This window comes from Microlunatus endophyticus (genome assembly GCF_014646195.1).
In the GTDB taxonomy this organism is placed as follows: Bacteria; Actinomycetota; Actinomycetes; order Propionibacteriales; family Propionibacteriaceae; genus Microlunatus; species Microlunatus endophyticus.
Genome location: NZ_BMMZ01000013.1, coordinates 50046 through 70883, shown reverse-complemented (window position 1 = coordinate 70883; position 20838 = coordinate 50046). Strand labels below are relative to the sequence as shown.

Below are 20838 nucleotides of genomic sequence, written 5' to 3'. Positions count from 1 at the left end.
TAGCGCTGTCGCCACGATAAATTGCGGCATATTGTGGTGATCGACGGCAATCTTGCGCAGGAGGACCGATGTCACACGAAGTTCGACCAACGGACGTCCACGACGTCCTGGCGCGCCACGTGCTCACCGACGGCTTCAAACTGGTTGCCGATCTCGAGGCGAGCCGAGGCAGTCGCCTCGTGGATGCCCGCACCGGTGAGACCTATCTGGACTTCTACACGTTCTTCGCCAGCGCTCCGCTGGGACTGAATCCGGCCTGCGTCACCGACGACGCGGCCTTCCTGGAACGACTGGCCCGGGTCGCGGCCAACAAGCCGGCCAACTCCGACATCTACAGCCCCCAGTACGCCGAATTCGTCGAGACATTCGCCCGGGTGCTCGGCGACCCGGCGCTGCCGCACCTGTTCTTCGTCGAGGGCGGAGCGCTCGCGGTCGAGAATGCGCTGAAAGTCGCCTTCGACTGGAAGTCCCGGCTCAATGAGGCAGCCGGCCGCTCTCCCGGGCTCGGCTCTCGGATCATGCATCTGACCCGCGCGTTCCACGGTCGCAGCGGCTACACCATGTCGTTGACCAACACCGAGCCCAACAAAGTGGCACGGTTCCCGAAATTCGACTGGCCACGGATCGACGTCCCGGCCATCACCTTCCCGCTCCAAGATCATCTGGCCGAGGTGATCGCCGCCGAGGAGCATGCGCTCGACCAGGCCCGGAAGGCGTACGAACAGCATCCCCACGACATCGCGGCCTTCATCTGCGAGCCGATCCAGGGCGAGGGCGGCGACAACCACCTGCGCCCGGACTTCCTGCAGGCGATGCAGCGACTGGCCCATGATCACGATGCACTGTTCATCGTGGACGAGGTCCAGACCGGCATGGGCACCACCGGCACACCGTGGGCCTACCAGCAGCTCGGGCTGCAGCCGGACGTCGTCGCCTTCTCCAAGAAGGTCCAGGTCGGTGGCATCATGGCCGGTCGCCGGGTCGACGAGGTCACCGACAACGTCTTCTCGGTCTCCGGCCGGATCAACTCCACCTGGGGCGGCGGGCTGGTCGACATGGTTCGCTCCACCAGGATCCTGGAGCACATCCGGACCGCGGGCCTGATCGAGGCGGCCGGGCCCAAGGGCCGGCACTTCGTCGATCGTCTGCACAAGGTGTCCGAGCAGTATCCGGCAGAGGTACTGTCCAACGTCCGCGGCCGCGGGCTGATGGTCGCCGTCGATCTTGCCGACACGTCGACCCGCGATAGCGTGCTGGGGTGGCTTCGTGATCATGAGCACGTGCTGGCGCTGCCCAGCGGCGAACGGGCGATCCGGTTCCGGCCGGCACTCTCGGTGACCGAAGCCGAGATCGACGAAGCCACCGATGCGCTGGACCGGGCGCTGGATCAGGTCCTAGGAGGAAGCAAGTGACCCGTCGTCAAGCACAGGTCTCGTCGATCATCGACGGCCGGGCGGTCCCCGGTGGCACCACGGCCACCAGCACCAACCCGAGCGAGCTGGACGAGGTGATCGCCGAAGTGTCGTTCGGCGACGCCGCGACGTTCGTGGCTGCTGCCGGATCGGCCAAGAAGTCGCAGCCCGGATGGGCGGCGATCCCGGCACCTGTCCGAGGCCGGGCGATCGCCCAGATCGGCCGGGCCGTCGAGCACAACAAGGAGGCGTTGGCCCGGCTCGTCACCGCCGAGATCGGCAAGCCGTACGCCGAAGCGCTCGGCGAGGTGCAGGAGATCATCGACACCTGCGACTTCTTCCTCGGCGAAGGCCGACGGCTCTACGGCCAGACCGTGCCCAGCGAGATGGGTGACAAGCAGCTCTTCACCTTCCGCCGCCCGGTCGGCTCCGCCGCGGTGATCACCGCCGGCAACTTCCCGGTCGCGGTGCCGTCCTGGTACATCGTGCCGGCCCTGCTGGCGGGCAACACCATCGTCTGGAAACCTGCCGAGTACTCCCCCGCCGCCTCCGCGGCATTCCACGAGATCTTCGTCGCCGGCGGCGGCCTGCCCGACGGCGTGTTCAACATCGTGCACGCCGGCGGACCGGACACCTTCGCCGGCCTGGAGCAGAGCCTCGACCAGGGCCTGATCGACAAGATCGGCTTCACCGGATCCTCGGCCGTCGGCCGGGAGGTCGGGGGCTTGGCCGGTCGCCACCTGCAGACCGCCTGCCTGGAACTCGGCGGTAAGAACCCGATGGTCGTCACGCCGGCCGCCGATCTTGATCTTGCCGTCGAGGGTGCGCTCTTCGCGGGCTTCGGCACCGCCGGACAGCGGTGTACCTCACTCGGCACCGTGATCGTCCACGAGTTGGTGCACGACGATTTCCTGTCCCGTTTCAATGCGACGGTCGCCGCGGCGTCGGTCGGCGATCCGACACAGGCCGTCGTGATGGGGCCGCTGATGGACGCCAAGTTCGCCCAGCGTTACGAGGAGTTCCTCGGCCTCCTGCAACCGCATCACCGCGTGCAGGCCGAGCAGGGGCGGATCACTGCCGACAATCCGCGGCGGGGTTTCGTCGGCGAACCGGCAGCGGGCCTCTTCTACCACCCGGTCGTCGTCGACGGCGTCCGGCCCGGTGATCAGATCTTCGACGAGGAGACCTTCGGGCCGCTGGTCGGCGTGACCAGCTACCGGGACTTCACCGAGGCGATCGAGTTGGCCAACGCGCCCGGTTACGGATTGTCCTCGGCCATCTACACCAACGATGCCCGCGAAGCATTCGCCTTCCGCGACCAGATCTCGGCCGGCATGGTGAGCGTCAACAACTCCACCTCCGGCGCCGAGGCGCACCTGCCTTTCGGCGGCAACGGCAAGTCGGGGAACGGATCCCGGCAGTCGGGGATCTGGGTGCTTGATCAATTCACTCACTGGCAGTCGGTCAACTGGGACTATTCGGGACGCTTGCAGAAGGCCCAGATGGACACAGCGGAATTGAGCGGTAACCCGGGGTTCACGCTCGCCTAGATCGAATCGTTGCGATAATCAGGCATGGCCGGTACCTCTCCCACACCACCCGGCGGCGCTCTGGACGCACACCTGCGCGGCGCGGTCCAGAACCTGATTCCGCGCCGTGGCATCGAGCACCGCCTGAGCCGGGCGGAGTTGGAGTTGATCTTCGACGCCCAGGCCGGCAGTCGACACGTCGATATCGTGGCGCGCGAGTTGCAGGCCGGCGGCCAGGGCTTCTACACGATCGGCTCGGCCGGACACGAGAGCAATGCCGTGATCGCCGCAGCACTGCGGCCCGACGATCCCGCCTTGCTGCACTACCGATCCGGCGCCTTCTACCTCTTCAGGTCCGGTCCGGACGGCAGCCGCGACATCCTGCAAGGTCTGATGACGCTGGCCGAGGAGCCGATCGCGGGCGGGCGGCACAAGGTCTTCGGGAACCGCGAGTTGCACATCATCCCGCAGACCTCGACGATCGCCTCACATCTGCCGCGCGCGGTCGGTCTGGCCATCTCGCTGCCCCGTGCTTACCGCATCGCCCCGGACACCGCTGCGCCCCGGTGGCCGGCGGATGCGGTCGTGGTCTGCTCCTTCGGCGATGCATCGGCCAACCACTCGACCGCAGTCGGGGCGATCAACACCGCCCTGAACACCGCCTACCGTGGTCTGCCGGTGCCGGTGCTCTTCATCTGTGAGGACAACGGCTACGGGATCTCGGTACCGACCCCCAAGGGCTGGATCGAGACCGCTTACGGCTCGCGGCCTGGCCTGGACTACTTCGCCTGCGACGGCACCGATCCCGAGGCGGTGTACGCCGCCGCAACAGCAGCGGCCCGCGTGGTCCGGGAGCGCCGCCGTCCGGCCTTCCTGCACCTGCGCTGCGCACGGTTTCTCGCCCACGCCGGCAGCGACGCCGAGATCTCCTACCGCAGCCAGCGCCAGATCGAGGCCGACTACGACCGCGATCCATTGCTCGGCACCGCCCAGGGGCTGGTCGATCTCGGAGTCAGGCCTGCGGAGGTGCTCGACCGCTACGACGCCCGGCGCGCCGATCTTGATCATCAGGTGCAGACCCTGCTCGGCCGGCCGCGGCTCGGATCGGCCGAAGAGGTGATGGGTCCACTGGCGCCCCGGCATCCGGACCAGGTGGCCGATCGCGCACTGGGATTGTCGAAGCGCCCTTCGATGGGCTCAGGGAACACATCGGCAAGCCCGGGGACCGGAGCGACCCTGGCAGAGTCGATCAACAAGACCCTGGACGACATCCTCACCAACGAGGCCCGGGCGATCGTCTTCGGCGAGGATGTCGGCGTCAAGGGCGGCGTCTACGGCGTCACCCGCGGCCTGGCCCGCCGACACGGTGCGGCGCGGGTCTTCGACTCGGTCCTGGACGAGCAGTCGATCCTCGGGCTGGCCCTCGGGAGCGGGCTGGCCGGGTTGCTGCCGATTCCCGAGATCCAGTATCTGGCCTATCTGCACAACGCCATCGACCAACTCCGCGGCGAGGCAGCGACCCAGCAGTTCTTCTCCACCGATCAGTTCCGCAACCCTCTGGTGCTCCGGCTCCCGGGATTGTCCTACCAGAAGGGATTCGGCGGCCATTTCCACAACGACAACGCGATCGCGTCGCTGCGGGACATCCCCGGCCTGGTGGTCGGTTGTCCCAGTCAGGGCGACGACGCGGCCGCCATGTTGCGCACCCTGGTTGCCGCCGGGTTGGTCGACGGCACGGTCTCGGTGTTCCTGGAGCCGATCGCGCTCTACCACCGGCGGGATCTGGCCGAGCCCGGTGACGACGGCTGGCTGAGTGCCGACCAGGGTGGTCAGGTCCCGATCGGCTCCGCGAGGGTCCGTCGCGAGGGCGACGATCTGACGATGATCACCTTCGGTAACGGGGTGCCGATGAGCCTGTTGGTCGCCGACCGGTTGGCGGTCGACGGGATCGAGACGACGGTGCTCGACCTGCGCTGGCTGAAGCCGCTGCCAATCGACGACATCGTGGCAGCCGCAGCCCGCACCGGGCACGTGCTGGTGGTGGACGAGACCCGGCACAGCGGCGGCGTCGGTGAGGGTGTGATCACCGCCCTGGTCGAGCACGGTTTTGACCAGATGATCGAGCGGGTGGCCAGTCAGGACAGCTTCATCCCGCTGGGCAGTGCCAGTGATCACGTGCTGCTCGGCCCGGACGAGATCGAGAAGGCCGCCCACGAGTTGGTCGGCATCAACCGGGCTGCCGCCCGACGGGCCCGCTGAAAGAAGAACCTGACACAACAAGGAGACAGATGCCGACGTCGCCGTTGGACCTGCTGAAGATCGACCACCTGCTCACCGACGACGAGCAGGACATCGCTGCTACGGTGCGGGACTGGGTCGACGACCGGGTTCGCCCGAACATCGCCGACTGGTACGAACGCGGCGAGATCGACCTCGGCCTGATCAAGGAAGCCGGTGCACTCGGCCTGCTCGGCATGCATCTGACCGGCTACGGGTGCGCAGGGACGAACGCAGTCTCGTACGGGCTGGCCTGTCTGGAACTCGAGGCCGGCGACTCCGGCCTGCGCAGCCTGGTGTCGGTCCAGGGTTCGCTGGCGATGTTCGCGATCTGGAAATTCGGCAGTGAAGACCAGAAACAGAGATGGCTGCCGGCGATGGCGGCCGGCGAGGCGATCGGCTGTTTCGGTCTGACCGAACCGGACTTCGGTTCCAACCCGGCCGGGATGCGCACCGTCGCCCGCAGGGACGGCGATGGCTGGGTGCTGAACGGAACGAAGATGTGGATCACCAACGGCTCGGTCGCCGACGTCGCCGTGGTCTGGGCCCAGACCGATCCGGACGAGTCGCAGTCCTCCAGGCCGGGCGCGGGCGTCCGCGGCTTCGTGGTGCCGACGAACGCCCCGGGTTTCAGCGCTCCCAAGATCACCAGGAAGCTGTCGCTGCGCGCCTCGGTCACCTCCGAGTTGGTGCTGCAGGACGTACGGCTTCCGGCCGACGCAGTCCTGCCGGAAGTGACCGGTCTGCGCGGCCCGCTGTCATGTCTCGACGAGGCCCGCTTCGGGATCGTCTTCGGCGCCCTCGGCGCTGCCCGTGATTGTCTGGACACTGCGATCCGCTACGCCGCCGAACGCGAGGTCTTCGACCGTCCGCTGGCCGGTTTCCAACTCACCCAGGCCAAACTGGCCGATATGGCATTGGAGCTGCAGAAGGGTTTCCTGCTGGCGCTGCATCTCGGACGGCTCAAAGATGATCATCAGCTGGATCCCCGCCAGGTCAGTCTCGGCAAGCTCAACAACGTCCGCGAGGCGCTCACGATCGCCCGGACCTGCCGGACCATCCTCGGCGCCAACGGCATCACCGGTGAGTATCCGATCATGAGGCACGCCAACAATCTCGAGTCGGTGCTCACCTACGAGGGCACCAGCGAGGTGCACCAACTGGTGATCGGCCAGGCCCTGACTGGCGAGAATGCCTTCGGCTGACGGTACGGATGAGCATCAGGACAAGGAGTTGACATGACGATCACGGCCCGCGCATTCCACCTGGTCTCCCGGCCGCAGGGTGAACCGAGCGAGGACAACTTCCGGTTGGTCACCAGCACCCTGCCCGACCCGGGACCCGGTGAGATCGCCGTGCGCAATCTGGCCATCTCCGTCGACCCCTACATGCGCGGACGGATGCGCGACGCTGCGTCGTACGCAGCACCGTGGCAGCTGGACCAACCTGCCCAGGGCGGCGCGGTCGGCGAGGTGATCGCCTCCGGCAGTGATCAGGTGCCGGTCGGAAGCCTGGTCGTGCACAACCTCGGCTGGCGGGACTATGCCGTGCTGCCGGCCGACCAGGCGGCCGTCGTGCCGCGTCAGGACGGTGTGTCCCCCACGCTGTATCTCGGCGCTCTCGGTATGACCGGGCGGACCGCCTACGTCGGTCTCTTGCGGATCGCCTCGTTCAAGCCCGGCGACATCGTCTTCGTCTCCGGCGCGGCGGGAGCGGTCGGCAGCATGGTCGGCCAGTTCGCGAAGCTTTCCGGCGCCCGGCAGGTGATCGGCAGCGCCGGCAGCCCCGCCAAGATCGACTATCTGCGAGACGTTCTCGGCTTCGACAGCGTCTTCGACTACCACGACGGTCCGGCCGCGGAACTGCTGGCGCAAGCGGCGCCGGACGGTGTCGACGTGTTCTTCGACAACGTCGGCGGCGAACAGCTCGAGGCCGCGATCGGCCGGATGAATCTGCACGGCCGGATCGCCATCTGCGGGTCGATCTCCAACTACAACAAGGAGCAGCCGGAACCGGGACCGCGCAATCTCGGGCTGTTCATCAGCAGCCGACTGACGATGACCGGATTCCTGGTCGGAGACCACTCCGACATCGCCGACGAGTTCACCCGCACCGTCGGCGGCTGGTACGCCTCCGGGCAACTCGTCGCGCGGGAGACCGTCGTACACGGGTTGGAGAACACCCCCGCGGCATTCATCGGAATGCTCAAGGGCGACAACACCGGCAAGATGATCATCAAGCTCGACTGAGCGTCCGCGCAGGATTTTCACGCTGCGCGCCGGATCGGCCTCGGTGCCGGACTCCGGCACGCTATCGTGCCAGGGATTTCGGACATATCCGAGGAAGGGCCCTGTGACGGAACCGATCCAGCTCGACCTCAACGACCCCGTGACGGTGTGGTTGACCCGGATCGCCGAGCACGGCGCCACGTTGCCTGGCCTGCGGGACCCCGACACCACGGTCCGTCGGAGGGCGCTCAAGGAACTCTCCGATCGGCTGGCCGTCGAATTCACCGCCCCGTCACCGTCCTCGGTGTTGATCAGCAACCGGTGCATCGACCGGCCGGAGACGGACCATGGGACCCAGGGCCGGCTGTGGCTGCGGCGGTATCTGCCCGCCGACCTGACCTCGCCGTATCCGACCCAGGTGTGGTGTCACGGCGGCGGCTTCCTGCTCGGCAGCGTCGATGAGATCGTCAACGACCGGATCTGCGCCGCCCGGGCCGAGGCGACCGGCCTGCAGATCCTCTCGGTCGGCTACCGGCTGGCCCCCGAGGATCCCTATCCGGCAAGTGTCGAGGATCTCTTGCTGGCCTACGACACCGCATTGCAGGATCCTGACCTCGACGTCGACAGCTCCCGGCTGGGGATCGGCGGGATCTCCTCCGGCGGCTATGTGGCGGCCGTCGCCTCGGTGCGGATCCGCGACCGCGGCGGGCCCCAGCCGATACACGTCGCCCTCGAATCGCCGATGCTCGCCTTCGAAACCTCGGGTGATCCGAGCGAGAGCTTCGCCTCGGATGCCGACCTGTCCTTTCTGGGTGAGGTGATCGTCAGCTTCCTGCCACCCGCGGTACGGGACGCGTACGCCTTGCCGATGGAGATCGAGGATCTTTCTGGTCTGCCGCCGACTCTGGTGATCAGTTCCGAATTCGACCCGTTGCGGGATTCGACCGAGCGCTACGCCAACCGGCTGCGGGAGGCGGGCAATGCGGTCGACCTGATCCGCGAGCCCGGGCACCTGCACGGCTCCAGTGTCCTGACCGCCACCTCAGCCCGGTCCCGGGACTGGCAGGCGCATGTCCGCGACGTCCTCCGCGGGGCCTACCGGACCGATGCCTGAGAGCTGCTGATCCCCACCAGAACCGGCAGGTGATCGGAGGCCCGGACCAGAACGTCGTGGCCGAGCCCCAACGGGGCCAGGTCGATCCGGGACACCGACAATCCGGGTGAGACCCAGACGGCATCGATCCTTGCCTGCGGGTGCGACGCCGGGAAGGTCGGACCGTCAGCGGCGGTGACGTCGGCCAGGCCGCGGGTTGCCGCGAGCTGCCATACCGGCCCGCCGGGACGTTCGTTGACGTCGCCGACGACCATCAGCGGCTCGCCGGGCTGCGACAGCCGGAGCGCCTGCTGCAGTTCCGCCGGCCGGGCCGCGTTGGCCAGGCCGAGATGACAACCGATCAGCGTGATCGGCGGCTCGCCGCCCCGCACCGCCACCGCGCCGCCGGGCAGCTGCAGGGTCCAGAACCGCTTCCATCGCCGGATCAACGGCCGCCGGATCCGCCGCCGGGCGACCGACCAGCGGATCGGGTCGGCAACCAGGGCGATGGTCCGGGCGGCCCCGGCGACGTAGTGCATCCCGACGCTGCGGGCGAAGGCCCTACGCCGCCATCGGGTGCCCCACCAGGTCGGCGCCTCCTGGATCAGCGCGACATCCGGGGCGCAGCGGGTGATCACCTCGGTGACCGCCGACCGGTCGTCGCCCCAGCGATGAACGTTGTAGGTCAGCAATCGGATCGGGGCTAGGTTGACTGCCATGAGCGGACCTCGGTTCGGCCGGCGGACGGTTGGGGCGATCGTAGCCTCCTGCCTGCTGCTGTTCGCCGGCTGCGCGAACCAGCCGACCGCTCGTACGCCGCCCCGCGCGACCGCCGGCCGGTCCCCGTCCGGCACCGGGCAGCCGGGCTCCGACCCGTCGCCGACAGCCGCGGCCTCGGCATCCGATCCGGCGCCTACCCCAACGCCTATCGCAACGCCTGCCGCGACCCCGAAGAGCACGCCGGCCCATGCGCCGGTGATCGTGATCGATCCCGGCCACAGCGGCCGCTCGATCCGCAGCCGGAATGCGGCTACCGGACTGACCGATTTCGACTACCCGAACGAGCCGGAGATGACCGAGGTCTTCGGCATCAGCCTGTGTGTCGCGGCGGATCTGCGGAAGATCGGTTACCGGGTGGTCCTGACCAAGAAGAAGGCGACCAGCACGGTCAGCCTGACCCGCCGGGCACAGATCGCCGACACGGTCCATGCGGACCTGGCGATCAGCGTGCACGACGACCACACCCAGACCGACAGTTTCCAGGCGGTCTACAGCCAGCGGGGTGTCAAGCATCATGGTCGCTATCACGCCATGTGGCGCGGCGACGGCGCGGACCGGACGGTGTTCAACCATCCCGGCGTGGCCAGGAAGAGCGCGCACTACGCCAGGCTCATCGCCGCCGCGCGCCGTCGGGACCAGCACCGGCCGGTCGCCATCACCGAGGAGAATTTCACCGGCAGGTCCGGCCTTGAACCGGGCAACCTGGCGCTGGTCCAGCTGCTGACAAGGGTCCCCTGGGTCTACAGCGAGTCCGGTGCCAGGACCGGCGGCTCGACCACCCGGCGGATCACCACCCACGACGAGACGCTGTACGCGAAGGGCATCCTGGACGGCATCGTCGCCGCGGTGCCGGTCAAGGGCGCCCGGCCCGAGTCGACGGTCGCGCTCCGGCGCTGCATCGCGAGGCACCGGAACGGGTAGGGTCGCGGTATGTCTGAGACCGCCACCGGAGTCGTGCCAGCGGCGTTCGCCGACGTGGTCGCCGACGAGGTCCGGTTGCGCCGCTTCCTCGACGGACTGCCGGGGGTCGACCCGGTCGCGCTCGAGCAGCGGGCCACCGCCCTGGCGACTCGGTCGATCAAGAAGCAGTCCAAACTGACCGCGATCGATCTGGCGATCTCGATGGTCGACCTGACAACGCTCGAGGGCGCCGACACTGCCGGCAAGGTGCGCAACCTGGTCCGCAAGGGCCTGCAGCCGGACCCGGAGCGGCCGGACACACCGCGGGTGGCCGCGATCTGCATCTATCCCGATCTTGTCCCGGTCGCCGCAGGTGCCCTGGCGGGCAGCGAGAATACCGGGACGAAGATCAACATCGCCTCGGTCGCGACCGCCTTCCCGTCCGGCAGGGCGGCGCTGCCGGTCAAGATCGCCGACGTCGAGTCGGCCGTCGCGGCCGGTGCCGACGAGATCGACATGGTGATCGATCGCGGTGCCTTCCTGGCAGGCCACTACGGCAAGGTCTACGACGAGATCGTCGCGGTCAAACAGGCCGCCGGAGCGGCCCGGCTCAAGGTGATCCTCGAGACCGGGGAGCTCGCCACCTACGACAACGTCCGCAAAGCATCCTGGCTCGCGCTGCTGGCCGGCGGCGACTTCATCAAGACCTCGACCGGCAAGGTCAGCCCGGCTGCGACGCTCCCGGTCACCCACGTGATGTTGCAGGCGGTCCACGACTGGAAGCGGGCCACCGGCGAACAGCGAGCGGTCAAACCGGCCGGGGGGATCCGTACGGCCAAGGACGCGATCCGTTACCTGGTTGCGGTCCGCGAGGTCGCGGGTCCGGAATGGCTGCATCCGCACTGGTTCCGGTTCGGCGCTTCATCGGTGCTCAACGATCTGATCATGCAACGACGGACCCAGCTCGAGGGCCACTACTGGGGAGGCGACTATGTCTCGCTCGACTGAATCCGTGGCGACCGATCCGACCGAGTGGGACTATGCACCGGCACCGGAGTCGGAGGCGATCGGCCGGGTGAAGGAGCGCTACCTGCCCTTCATCGACGGCAAATTCGTCGAAGGCAGTGGAGATGATCTCGTCAGTGTCAACCCGGGTCGCGACGAGCCGCTGAGCACCGTGTCGACGGTCAGCGAGGCTGACCTCGACACCGCCGTGCACGCCGCCCGGCAGGCCTACGAGGGTCCCTGGTCGCGGCTGTCCGGCGCCGAGCGGGGCAAGTATCTCTTCCGAATCGCTCGTGGCATCGCCGAGCGCTCCCGCGAGCTTGCGGTGCTCGAGGCCCTCGACAACGGGAAGCCGATCAAGGAGACCCGGGACTTCGATGTCCCCACCGCGGCACAGCATTTCTTCTACCACGCGGGCTGGGCGGACAAACTGCAGCATCTCGGCCACGGCCCCGACCCGAAGCCGCTCGGCGTTGCCGGCCAGGTGGTCCCATGGAATTTTCCGCTGCTGATGGCGGCCTGGAAGATCGCGCCCGCACTGGCGGCCGGCAACACCGTGGTGATCAAGCCGGCAGAGACGACGCCGTTGTCGGCGCTGGTGCTGGCCGAGATCATCGCCGACGCCGATCTTCCGCCCGGCGTGGTCAACATCGTTCCCGGCGCCGGTGATGTGGGCGCCGCACTGGTGCGACATCCCGGCCTGGACAAGGTCGCTTTCACCGGGTCGACCACGGTCGGCAAACAGATCCAGCAGACGCTGGCCGGCACCGGTCGCAAGCTCACCCTCGAGCTCGGCGGCAAGGGCGCGACCATCGTCTTCAGTGATGCGGCGATCGACCAGGCGGTCGAGGGCATCGTCAACGCGATCTTCTTCAACGCAGGTCAGGTCTGTTGTGCCGGATCCCGGTTACTGGTTCAGGAGTCGATCGCTGAGGAGTTGCTCACCCGGCTGCGGGAGCGGGTCGACACGCTGCGAGTCGGCGATCCACTGGACAAGAACACCGATGTCGGGGCGATCAACTCCCGATCCCAATGGGACAAGATCACCGAGTTGACCCGGGCCGGCGTCGACGAGGGCGCCGAGCTGTGGCAGTCTTCCTGTCCCCTTCCCGACAAGGGATTCTTCGTCGCGCCGACGATCTTCACCGACGCGACCCAGACGATGCGGATCGCTCGGGAGGAGATCTTCGGTCCGGTGCTGTCGGTGATCACCTTCCGGACTCCGGACGAGGCGCTCGCGAAGGCGAACAACTCACCGTACGGGCTGTCCGCCGGCGTCTGGACCGAGAAGGGATCGCGGGCGATGGCGATGGCCGCGCGGCTGCGAGCCGGAGTGATCTGGGACAACACTTGGAACCGATTCGATCCAGCTGCACCGTTCGGGGGCTACCAGGAATCCGGCTTCGGCCGTGAGGGCGGCCCCTCGGGCCTGGCTGCCTATCTCGACACCGACGACGAGGCACTGATCGGATGAGCATCGCCGTGGCCAAGACCTACAAGTTGTACGTCGGCGGATCCTTCCCGCGCTCCGAGTCGGGGCGTACGTATCAGGTCGCCGACGCCGGCGGGAGCTTCCTGGCCAACGCCGTATTGGCCTCCCGCAAGGATGCCCGCGATGCGGTAGCAGCGGCGCGCAAGGGATTCAGCAGCTGGTCGAAGGCGACGCCGTACAACCGCGGCCAGGTGATCTATCGGATCGCCGAGATGCTGCAGTCCCGAGCACCGGAATTCATCGAGCTGTTGATCACCAGCCGCGGAGTCGATCATGCTGCCGCGGTGGCCGAGGTGGACGCGGCGATCGACCGGCTGGTGCACTATGCCGGCTGGACCGACAAGCTGGCAGCGGTGTTCGGGTCGGCGAATCCGGTCTCGGCGCCGTACTTCAGCTACTCCGCACCCGAGCCGACCGGCGTGGTGGCGATCATCGCCCCGACCGACGCTCCCCTGTTGGGGTTGGTGTCGGTGCTGGCGCCAGTGATCACCGGCGGCAACGCCGCGGTACTGATCGCTGCCGAGGCAGACCCCTGCATCGCCATCACCTTCGCCGAGGTGCTGGCAACCTCGGACGTACCGGCCGGCGTGGTCAACATCCTGACCGGCAGCGCCACCGAAATCGCCCCGCATCTGGCCGCGCACGCCGACGTCAACGCACTCGACCTGACCGGTGCCGAAGCTGGCCTCGCCACGGAACTCGAGGGGGTGGCGGCCGGAACCGTGAAGCGGGTCTACCGGCCGAAGGGGCGTCCGGATTTCGCAGCCGCTCCCGGCACCGTACGGCTCCGGTCGTTCCTGGAGATCAAGACCGTCTGGCACCCGACCGGTTCACCGTCACTGGCCGGCGGCAGCAGCTACTGACCGCTGCCCGCCGGTCCCGGCGACTCAGGAGTCGGCGGCGGTCAGCAGCTCGGCTTCCTCTTCGTCGGAGAACTTCTCCTCGGCATCGATGTGGGCGATCGCCTTCCGGCCGATGGTCAGAGCCACCACACCGGCCAGCAGTGAGCCGGCCCCGAAGAAGAACGGCGCACCGGCGCTGATGTGGGTCGAGATCGGACCGGCGATGGCCGGCGCGATCGCGCCGCCGAGGAAGCGGATGCCGGAGTAGGTCGAGGAGGCGACATTCCGCGGCAGGTCGCTGGCTTCCATCACCGACTCGGTCATGACCGTGTTCATCACACCGAGGAAGAGACCGCCGACGATGATGCAGACCGTGACGACCACGAACGAGCTGACCTTCAATGCCATGATCACTTCGATGACGGCTAGGGCGACCAGCACGATGTAGACGGTGTGCCGGCGGCCGATCTTGCGTGCCAGCGGCTGGGCGACGAAGACCGAGGTGATCGCGAGACACAGACCCCAGCCGAAGAACACCAGCCCAAGCTGGATCGGGGCCATCGGCTTGCCGGTCATCACCTTCACCGCGTCATTCAGCGGATAGGGGCTGTAGGCCAGCAGTGTGAAGAAGCCGAAGTTGTAGAACAGTGCGACCAGTCCGAGGGTGAGGATCGCTGGATGCCGGACTGCGGCGAACGGCGCTGTGAACTTCACCCGCTGGGGAGCGGCGTCCGATTTCCCCAACAGGACGAGGATGGCGATCAGCGCGATGGCCATCAGAATCGCGGTGCCGAAGAACGGACCGCGCCAGCTGATCCCGCCGAGGATGCCGCCGAGCAGCGGACCGATCGCGATGCCGACGCCCAGAGCGGTCTCGTACAGGATGATCGCGCTGTCCACTCCGCCACTGGCCGCGCCGACGATGGTGGCCAGCGCGGTCGAGATGAAGAGCGCGTTGCCCAGGCCCCAGCCGGCCCGGAAGCCGATGATCATGCCGACCGAGTTGGACGCACCCGCCGCCGCCGCGAACGCGACGATGAACACCAGGCCGAACAGCAGCGTCCGTTTGGCACCGATCCGGCCGGAGACGTAACTGGTGAAGAACATCGCCGCGCCCGTGATGATCAGATAGCTGGTGAAGAGCAGCAGCGTCTGCGACGGTGTGGCATTCAGCTGGTTGGTGATCGTCGGCAGGATGGGATCGACCAGGCCGATGCCCATGAAGGAGATCACCGACGCGAACGCGACGGCCCAGACCGCCTTCGTCTGCCGGAAGATCGACGGTTTCGCCTCGGTATGTGCGCTGGCGCTCACTGGTTGTCACCTTTCTCGTTGATCATGTCGGTCAGTCGGGTCAGCACCCGCAATGCCGCGGCAACCTCATCCCGGCCTACGTCTGTCTGGTCACTCAGCCGGTGGCCGATCATCTCTGTGGTCTCCGCCCGGACCTGCTGCAGTCGGTCGCTGCCTACCGTGGTGATGCTGACCAGCCACGCACGGCCGTCCTCGGGGTCGGACGTGCGCTGCACGTAGCCGGCCTCCTCGAGCTTCTTGATCATGGCCGTCGCCGTGGGTTGTGAGCAGCGGTCCAGTGCGGCGAATTCGCTGATCCGCAGCGGACCGGACTCCTCCAGGATCGCCATGGCGCGCCAACTTGCCGAGGCGTCCCGGGTCCGGCCCAGCCGTGCCGCAGCACGGGTGAAGCGGTCGCAGGCCAAGAAGAGGTCACCTGCAGCCTCCCCGACGGAAGCGTGTCCGATCGAACCTGGGGACGCGACTGTTGGTGCCGTCGACTCAACCACATATGCAGTCTATATAGACTGCCTAACTAAATGCAAGGTCAGTCGAGCCGGGCCCAGTCCGGTCCGGTGTCGCCCAGGCTTTCGTCGAGTTTGGGAAACAGCGGCGTCGGCTTCTGCAACGGCGCACCGGGGGTGATCGGGGTGGACTTCCACTCGGCCTGCTCGGAGGCGTACTCCCCCATCAGGACCGGATAGTCCGGGCCGTCTTCTTCACTGACCGTACGGATCTCGGGCTGGGCGGCCCAGACGCCGTCGCGGCCCAGCGCCTCGTGCACCTTCTGCGCCGCGTGCGGCAGGAACGGGGTGAGCAGCGTGTTGGCATCCGACACCACCTGCAGCGCGGTGTGCAGCACGGTGTCGCGGCGGACCGGATCGTCCTTGAGTTTCCACGGCTCCTGATCCGACAGGTACCTGTTGGCCGCGGTGACAACGCGCATCGACTCGGTCATCGCCTGCTTGAACCGGCTCCTGCGCAGCAGTGCCCCGACCTCATCGAAAGCCCTGCCGGACAAGGAGAGCAGGTCATGATCGGCATCGCGTTGATCATTCGCCTCCGGGATCGCTCCGACCTGGCGGTGGGCCATCGAGACCGAGCGATTGACCAGGTTGCCCCACTCGTTGGCCAGCTCGAAGTTGGTCCGCCGGACGAATTCCGACCAGGTGAAGTCGGTGTCCTGGTTCTCCGGGCCGGCAACCGCGATGAAGTAGCGCAACGCGTCCGGACCGAAGTCGCGGAGGAAGTCGCCGACGTAGATCACCTGGCCGCGGCTGGTGGAGAACTTGGAGCCGCTCATGGTCAGGAACTCGCTGGAGACGATCTCGCTGGGCAGGTTGAGGGTGCCGAACGGGCCGACCTCGCCGCCATGATCACCCTGGCCGTTCTGGCCCAGCAGGATCGCCGGCCAGATCACCGAGTGGAAGACGATGTTGTCCTTGCCCATGAAGTAGTAGCCCTCGGCGTCCGGGTCGAGCCACCACTGCTTCCATGCCTCGGGGTCGCCGGTCCGCCTGGCCCATTCGATCGAGGCGGACAGGTAGCCGATCACCGCGTCGAACCAGACGTAGATCCGCTTCATCGACTGGTCGCGCCAGCCGTCCAGCGGGATCGGTACGCCCCAGTCGAGATCGCGGGTGATCGCCCGCGGCTTCAGGTCGGCCAGCAGGTTGTGGGAGAAGCGCAGCACATTCGGGCGCCACTCGGTCTTGGTCCCCAGCCACTTCTCCAGCGAACCGGACAGCGCCGGCAGATCGAGGAAGAAGTGCTCGGTCTCGACGAACTTCGGCGTCTCGCCGTTGATCCGCGAGCGCGGATTGATCAGGTCGACGGGATCGAGCTGGTTGCCGCAGTTGTCGCACTGGTCGCCGCGGGCGCTGTCGTAGCCGCAGATCGGGCAGGTGCCCTCGATGTAGCGGTCCGGAAGCGTCCGGCCGGTGCTCGGGCTGATCGCGCCCATGGTCGTCTTCGGCACCACGTAACCGTTCTTGTACAACGCGCTGAAGAGCTCCTGCACCACCCGGTAGTGGTTGCGGGTCGTGGTCCGGGTGAAGAGGTCGTACGACAGCCCGAGGCCCTGCAGATCGTGGGTGATGACGTCGTTGTACTTGTCGGCGAGCTGGCGCGCGGTGACGCCCTCGGCCTCGGCCTGGACCGAGATCGGCGTGCCGTGCTCGTCGGTGCCCGAAACCATCAGGACGTTGTGGCCGGACATTCTCATGTAGCGGGAGAAGACGTCGGAGGGAACACCGAAACCCGAGACGTGACCGATATGCCGCGGGCCGTTGGCGTACGGCCACGCAACGCTGGTCAGAACATGAGATGCCATGGTTCAACCCTAGCTTTCGGGCCAATTCACCCGTAATCAGAGCAGGGGTGCGACGAGCCTGCTGACGGCTTCTTTCATGTGGCCGACGAACGGTCGGCGGTAGATCTGATCATGGTCGAAGGTGCGGCAGTACAGCAGATCGCGTTCGTAGATCGCGGCCATCCGCTTGCCCAGCTCGACATCGTAGATGAAGGCGTTGACCTCGAAATTGAGCCGGAAACTGCGGTAGTCGAAGTTGGCGGTACCGACCGAGGCGACCTCGTCGTCGATCAACAGCGTCTTGGCGTGCAGGAATCCGCCCTCGTAGATGTGCACGTTGACCCCGACCTTGGCCAGCTCGTCGGCGTAGGACAACGTCGCCGGGTAGACCAGCGGGTGATCCGGCTTGTCCGGGATCATCAGGTGGACGTCGACCCCGGACAGCGAGGCGATCTTGAGCGCGTCCATCACTGCTGCGTCGGGCATGAAGTACGGGGTCTGGATCCGGATCGACTCGTTCGCCTCGTGGATCGCCTTGAGGTAGCCGTACTTGATCCACTCCCATTCCGAATCCGGGCCGCTGGAGGCGATCTGGACCGCCACATCACCCGGGCTGGTCTCGACGACCGGGAAGTAGCGCGGGTCGTGCCCGACCCGGCGATCCTTCGGCGCGGCGACATTCCAGTCCATCAGCAGCCGGGTCTGCAACGACTCCACGGCACTGCCCTCGATCCGCAGATGGGTGTCACGCCAGTAGCCGAATTTCTTGGTCGGCGTCACGTACTCATCGCCGACATTGAAGCCGCCGACGTAGCCGACCCGACCGTCGATCACGGCGATCTTGCGGTGGGTCCGGAAGTTGACCCGGAAGTTGACCGGGCCGAAGTTGTTCGGGAAGAACGGGTACGCCTCCCCACCCGCGGCGCGCAGCAGCTTGAGGTGCTTCTTCGCGATCCCGCGGCCGCCGTACGCGTCGAAGCACAGCCGTACAGCGACGCCGGCCTCGGCGCGTTCGATCAGCGCCTCCAGGACGCGGGTTCCGATCAGGTCGGACCGGAAGATGTAGTAGAGGACGTGCACGTGATCGGTCGCCGACCTGATGTCGTTGATCAACGCCTCGAATTTCTCGGCCCCGTCGTCGAAGACCGTGACGGCGTTGTTGTGACTCAGCGATCCGACGTCGTCGTTCATCAGCAGGGTCGCGAGCTCGACGTTGGACCGGCTGACGGCATTGACGAATTCGTACTCGTGCCGGCCGACCTCGGCCAGTTGCTGTTTGCCGGCCTTGGAATGCCCGGTCTCCGACCCGTCCAGCAGACGGAAGATCTTGGTCTTGGTGATCCGGCGGCCGATGAACAGGTAGAGCACGAAGCCGAGCACCGGGATCAGCGTCAGCACCAGGATCCAGGCCCACAAGGATGCCGTGTCACGTCGCTCCAGGAAGAGCGTGATGATCGCCCCAACGATGTTGACCAGCAGGACGATGGCGACGATCAGAGCGATGATGTTGACGACTTCACTACCGCTCATGCGGACTGGTCCAGCTCCTCGAGCAGGGTCTGGTAGCCCGGCTTGATCACGTTCTCGATCAGCGCGAGCCGGTCCGGGTGGGGTGAGAAGGCGCTCTTGATCGCGTTCAGCGTCAGCCACCGGATGTCGCTGAGCTGATAGTCGAACGCGTCGGACAGCCGCTCGAACTCTCTGGTCATGGTGGTGTTACTCATCAGCCGGTTGTCGGTGTTGACCGTCACCCGGAAGCCGAGCTGGGCCAGGATCCGGATCGGGTGATCGGCGATCGAGGCCACGGCACCGGTCTGCACATTGGACGACGGGCACATCTCCAGCGGCACCCGGACATTGCGGATGTAGCTCGCCAGCCGGCCCAGCTGGACCTGGTCGCCCGAGATCGTGATGTCGTCGATCACCCGGACGCCGTGCCCGAGCCGGTTGGCGCCGCAGAGCTGCACCGCCTCCCAGATCGACGGCAGCCCGAACGCCTCACCGGCGTGGATGGTGATGTAGCCGTTGTTGCGCTTGATGTAGTCGAACGCGTCCAGGTGCCGGGTGGGCGGGTAACCGGCCTCGGCGCCGGCGATGTCGAAGCCGGCGACACGCTCGTCGCGGTGCCGGATCGCCAACTCGGCGATCTCCCGGGCACTGGAGGCGTGCCGCATCGCGGTCAGGATCTGCCGGGCGACGATCGGTGTGCCCTTGACCCGGGCTTCGGCCATGCCCTCCGCGAGGCCGTCGCGAACTGCCGCGACCGCCTGATCAAGCTCCAGTCCGGCAGTCAGGTGCTGTTCGGGAGCCCAGCGTGACTCGACGTAGACGACCCCGTCGGCAGCCAGATCCAGCACCATCTCCCTGGCCACCCGGCGCAGGGCGTCAGGGGTCTGCATCACCGCGACCGTGTGCCGGAAGGTCTCCAGATATAGCTCGAGCGAGCCGGAATTGCAGGACTCGGCGAACCAGCGGGCCAGACCGTCCGCATCGGACGTCGGCAGCTCGTGTCCGATGACACCGGCCAGGTCGACGATCGTCTGCGGGCGCAGTCCGCCGTCCAGATGATCATGGAGGAGCACCTTGGGTGCCCGGTGCAACACGTCACGAGCGACCACAGCCCAAGCATAGTCAACGCGCTAATAATGTCGTCGCGGATTCTCGGCGAGGCCGGAATCGAACAGTTTTCCACAACCGCAAGCACGTTCTCAGCGCTGTCCACAGAAGCGATGCTGTGGTGAACCATCAGCCGCCCTCAGCCACATAAATAAGGATGTGAAGGCAGACATCGAACAACTGCTGCGCGACAACGGAGGCTACCTCCGACGTCGGGACTGCCCTGATCGGCTCCGGTATCGATTGGACCGGCTGCAGGCGTCCGGGCAACTGGTCAACCTGCTCCCCGGCTTCCTGACCACACCCGAGGGCGCCGACTCCTGGGCTATCCGGCTGCGGATCGGGTCGTCCTGGGCGGGCCCGAACTCCGTCGTCACCCGATATTCGGCGGCCAGGCTCACGTTCTGGCGGACCTGTGAGAACACGACGATCAGCTTCACCGTCCGGAATCCGCCCCGACCTCAGTCCGGCTGGCCGGTTGTCAACTCGACCGTGCCACCCGAGCTCACATGGTTGCGTTCGGGCCTTCGCATGTCCAACCCCGCCTACACCGCGGTCGAACTTGCAGCCGATGACGACGGACCTGCCGTCATTGATAGAGCGCTCCGCAGCAGACAGGCGACCCTGTCCGCGATGACCGCTGCACTGGCAGCGATGCGCGGACGCCGTGGGAACGGGACACGTTTGCAGATCCTCCAGGACTCACGCGATCAACCGTGGTCAGAACTGGAACGACTGGGCCATCGGCTCTTGCGGCAGAAGCGGATCACCGGCTGGCGGACCAACGTCTGGGTGGACACCCGAGGCGGCGGCTATTTCGCCGACGTGCTGTTCCGCCGTGCGCGACTGATCGTCGAGTTCGACGGCTGGGAGTTCCACAGCGACCGGGAGGCGTTCGAGAACGATCGGCGCCGACGCAACGAGCTCGTCCTCGCTGGCTATACGGTGCTCAACTTCACCTGGCGACAGGTGTCGGATGATCCGGAGTGGGTGATCGACTGCATCACCAGAGCGCTCAAACGCTGACAACGTCCCTGCGGATCGGTGATGAGGCCCGAAC

General features: G+C 66.9%; 17 protein-coding genes. 11 read left to right on the top strand and 6 right to left on the bottom strand.

The features are described from left to right. The first annotated feature begins 68 nt into the window (after positions 1-68). From lat to IEY07_RS20290, 6 genes are all read left to right on the top strand, one after another. The gene (gene lat / locus IEY07_RS20315) at positions 69-1412 is read left to right on the top strand and encodes an L-lysine 6-transaminase (RefSeq protein ID WP_188897297.1); all 1344 of its coding nucleotides are present in this window, start codon (positions 69-71) and stop codon (positions 1410-1412) included. Further along, positions 1409-2962: an aldehyde dehydrogenase family protein gene (locus IEY07_RS20310; protein WP_188897296.1), complete on the top strand. Its 1554-nt coding sequence runs from the start codon at positions 1409-1411 to the stop codon at positions 2960-2962. Before lat ends, IEY07_RS20310 begins: the two co-directional genes overlap by 4 nt. 24 nt (positions 2963-2986) lie before the next feature. Continuing rightward, on the top strand, positions 2987-5200 hold the full coding sequence (locus IEY07_RS20305; protein ID WP_188897294.1) for a thiamine pyrophosphate-dependent enzyme: 2214 nt from the start codon (positions 2987-2989) through the stop codon (positions 5198-5200). Positions 5201-5229: 29 nt separating this feature from the next. Continuing rightward, positions 5230-6423, top strand: a complete 1194-nt coding sequence (locus IEY07_RS20300) for an acyl-CoA dehydrogenase family protein (RefSeq protein WP_188897292.1) — start codon at positions 5230-5232, stop codon at positions 6421-6423. A gap of 33 nt (positions 6424-6456) precedes the next feature. Next, entirely contained in the window at positions 6457-7467 is a 1011-nt protein-coding gene (locus tag IEY07_RS20295) for an NADP-dependent oxidoreductase (protein WP_188897291.1), read from the top strand. Between the two features lie 103 nt (positions 7468-7570). After that, a complete protein-coding gene (locus IEY07_RS20290; RefSeq protein WP_188897289.1) occupies positions 7571-8560 on the top strand; it encodes an alpha/beta hydrolase in 990 nt (329 codons plus the stop codon). On the opposite strand, the gene IEY07_RS20285 is transcribed toward IEY07_RS20290, so the two are convergent. Beyond that, on the bottom strand, positions 8542-9258 hold the full coding sequence (locus IEY07_RS20285; RefSeq protein WP_188897287.1) for an endonuclease/exonuclease/phosphatase family protein: 717 nt from the start codon (positions 9256-9258) through the stop codon (positions 8542-8544). The genes IEY07_RS20290 and IEY07_RS20285 overlap by 19 nt on opposite strands. Between IEY07_RS20285 and IEY07_RS20280 the strand changes: the two genes are divergently transcribed. From IEY07_RS20280 to IEY07_RS20265, 4 genes are read left to right on the top strand one after another with little or no spacing between them, the layout of a single operon-like run. Then, positions 9257-10240, top strand: a complete 984-nt coding sequence (locus tag IEY07_RS20280) for an N-acetylmuramoyl-L-alanine amidase family protein (protein ID WP_188897285.1) — start codon at positions 9257-9259, stop codon at positions 10238-10240. The genes IEY07_RS20285 and IEY07_RS20280 overlap by 2 nt on opposite strands. 9 nt (positions 10241-10249) lie before the next feature. Further along, on the top strand, positions 10250-11227 hold the full coding sequence (gene deoC, locus IEY07_RS20275) for a deoxyribose-phosphate aldolase (protein WP_188897283.1): 978 nt from the start codon (positions 10250-10252) through the stop codon (positions 11225-11227). A 4-nt stretch (positions 11228-11231) separates the two neighbouring features. Then, on the top strand, positions 11232-12698 hold the full coding sequence (locus IEY07_RS20270; RefSeq protein WP_229670402.1) for an aldehyde dehydrogenase family protein: 1467 nt from the start codon (positions 11232-11234) through the stop codon (positions 12696-12698). Further along, positions 12695-13579, top strand: coding sequence for an aldehyde dehydrogenase family protein (locus IEY07_RS20265; protein ID WP_188897279.1), 885 nt, complete (start codon positions 12695-12697; stop codon positions 13577-13579). The genes IEY07_RS20270 and IEY07_RS20265 overlap by 4 nt, the downstream gene beginning before the upstream one ends. 24 nt (positions 13580-13603) lie before the next feature. Here IEY07_RS20265 and IEY07_RS20260 read toward each other — a convergent pair whose 3' ends face one another. From IEY07_RS20260 to IEY07_RS20240, 5 genes are read right to left on the bottom strand one after another with little or no spacing between them, the layout of a single operon-like run. Next, positions 13604-14872, bottom strand: a complete 1269-nt coding sequence (locus tag IEY07_RS20260) for an MFS transporter (protein ID WP_229670400.1) — start codon at positions 14870-14872, stop codon at positions 13604-13606. Continuing rightward, the gene (locus IEY07_RS20255) at positions 14869-15360 is read right to left on the bottom strand and encodes a MarR family winged helix-turn-helix transcriptional regulator (RefSeq protein WP_188897277.1); all 492 of its coding nucleotides are present in this window, start codon (positions 15358-15360) and stop codon (positions 14869-14871) included. Before IEY07_RS20255 ends, IEY07_RS20260 begins: the two co-directional genes overlap by 4 nt. A gap of 38 nt (positions 15361-15398) precedes the next feature. Continuing rightward, complete coding sequence (metG, locus tag IEY07_RS20250) at positions 15399-17183, bottom strand: methionine--tRNA ligase (protein ID WP_188897275.1); 1785 nt, start codon at positions 17181-17183, stop codon at positions 15399-15401. 36 nt (positions 17184-17219) lie between these two features. Further along, positions 17220-18692, bottom strand: coding sequence for a cardiolipin synthase (cls, locus tag IEY07_RS20245; protein WP_188897274.1), 1473 nt, complete (start codon positions 18690-18692; stop codon positions 17220-17222). After that, positions 18689-19780, bottom strand: coding sequence for an adenosine deaminase (locus IEY07_RS20240; protein ID WP_188897272.1), 1092 nt, complete (start codon positions 19778-19780; stop codon positions 18689-18691). The genes cls and IEY07_RS20240 overlap by 4 nt, the downstream gene beginning before the upstream one ends. Before the next feature lie 157 nt (positions 19781-19937). Between IEY07_RS20240 and IEY07_RS20235 the strand changes: the two genes are divergently transcribed. After that, the gene (locus tag IEY07_RS20235) at positions 19938-20804 is read left to right on the top strand and encodes an endonuclease domain-containing protein (protein ID WP_188897270.1); all 867 of its coding nucleotides are present in this window, start codon (positions 19938-19940) and stop codon (positions 20802-20804) included. Positions 20805-20838: the final 34 nt, after the last annotated feature.

Coding starts and splice junctions, on each gene's coding strand:
- lat (WP_188897297.1), top strand. CDS start 69: ATGTCACACGAAGTTCGACCAACGGACGTCCACGACGTCCTGGCGCGC.
- IEY07_RS20305 (WP_188897294.1), top strand. CDS start 2,987: ATGGCCGGTACCTCTCCCACACCACCCGGCGGCGCTCTGGACGCACAC.
- IEY07_RS20300 (WP_188897292.1), top strand. CDS start 5,230: ATGCCGACGTCGCCGTTGGACCTGCTGAAGATCGACCACCTGCTCACC.
- IEY07_RS20295 (WP_188897291.1), top strand. CDS start 6,457: ATGACGATCACGGCCCGCGCATTCCACCTGGTCTCCCGGCCGCAGGGT.
- IEY07_RS20280 (WP_188897285.1), top strand. CDS start 9,257: ATGAGCGGACCTCGGTTCGGCCGGCGGACGGTTGGGGCGATCGTAGCC.
- IEY07_RS20285 (WP_188897287.1), bottom strand. CDS start 9,258: ATGGCAGTCAACCTAGCCCCGATCCGATTGCTGACCTACAACGTTCAT.
- deoC (WP_188897283.1), top strand. CDS start 10,250: ATGTCTGAGACCGCCACCGGAGTCGTGCCAGCGGCGTTCGCCGACGTG.
- IEY07_RS20265 (WP_188897279.1), top strand. CDS start 12,695: ATGAGCATCGCCGTGGCCAAGACCTACAAGTTGTACGTCGGCGGATCC.
- metG (WP_188897275.1), bottom strand. CDS start 17,183: ATGGCATCTCATGTTCTGACCAGCGTTGCGTGGCCGTACGCCAACGGC.
- cls (WP_188897274.1), bottom strand. CDS start 18,692: ATGAGCGGTAGTGAAGTCGTCAACATCATCGCTCTGATCGTCGCCATC.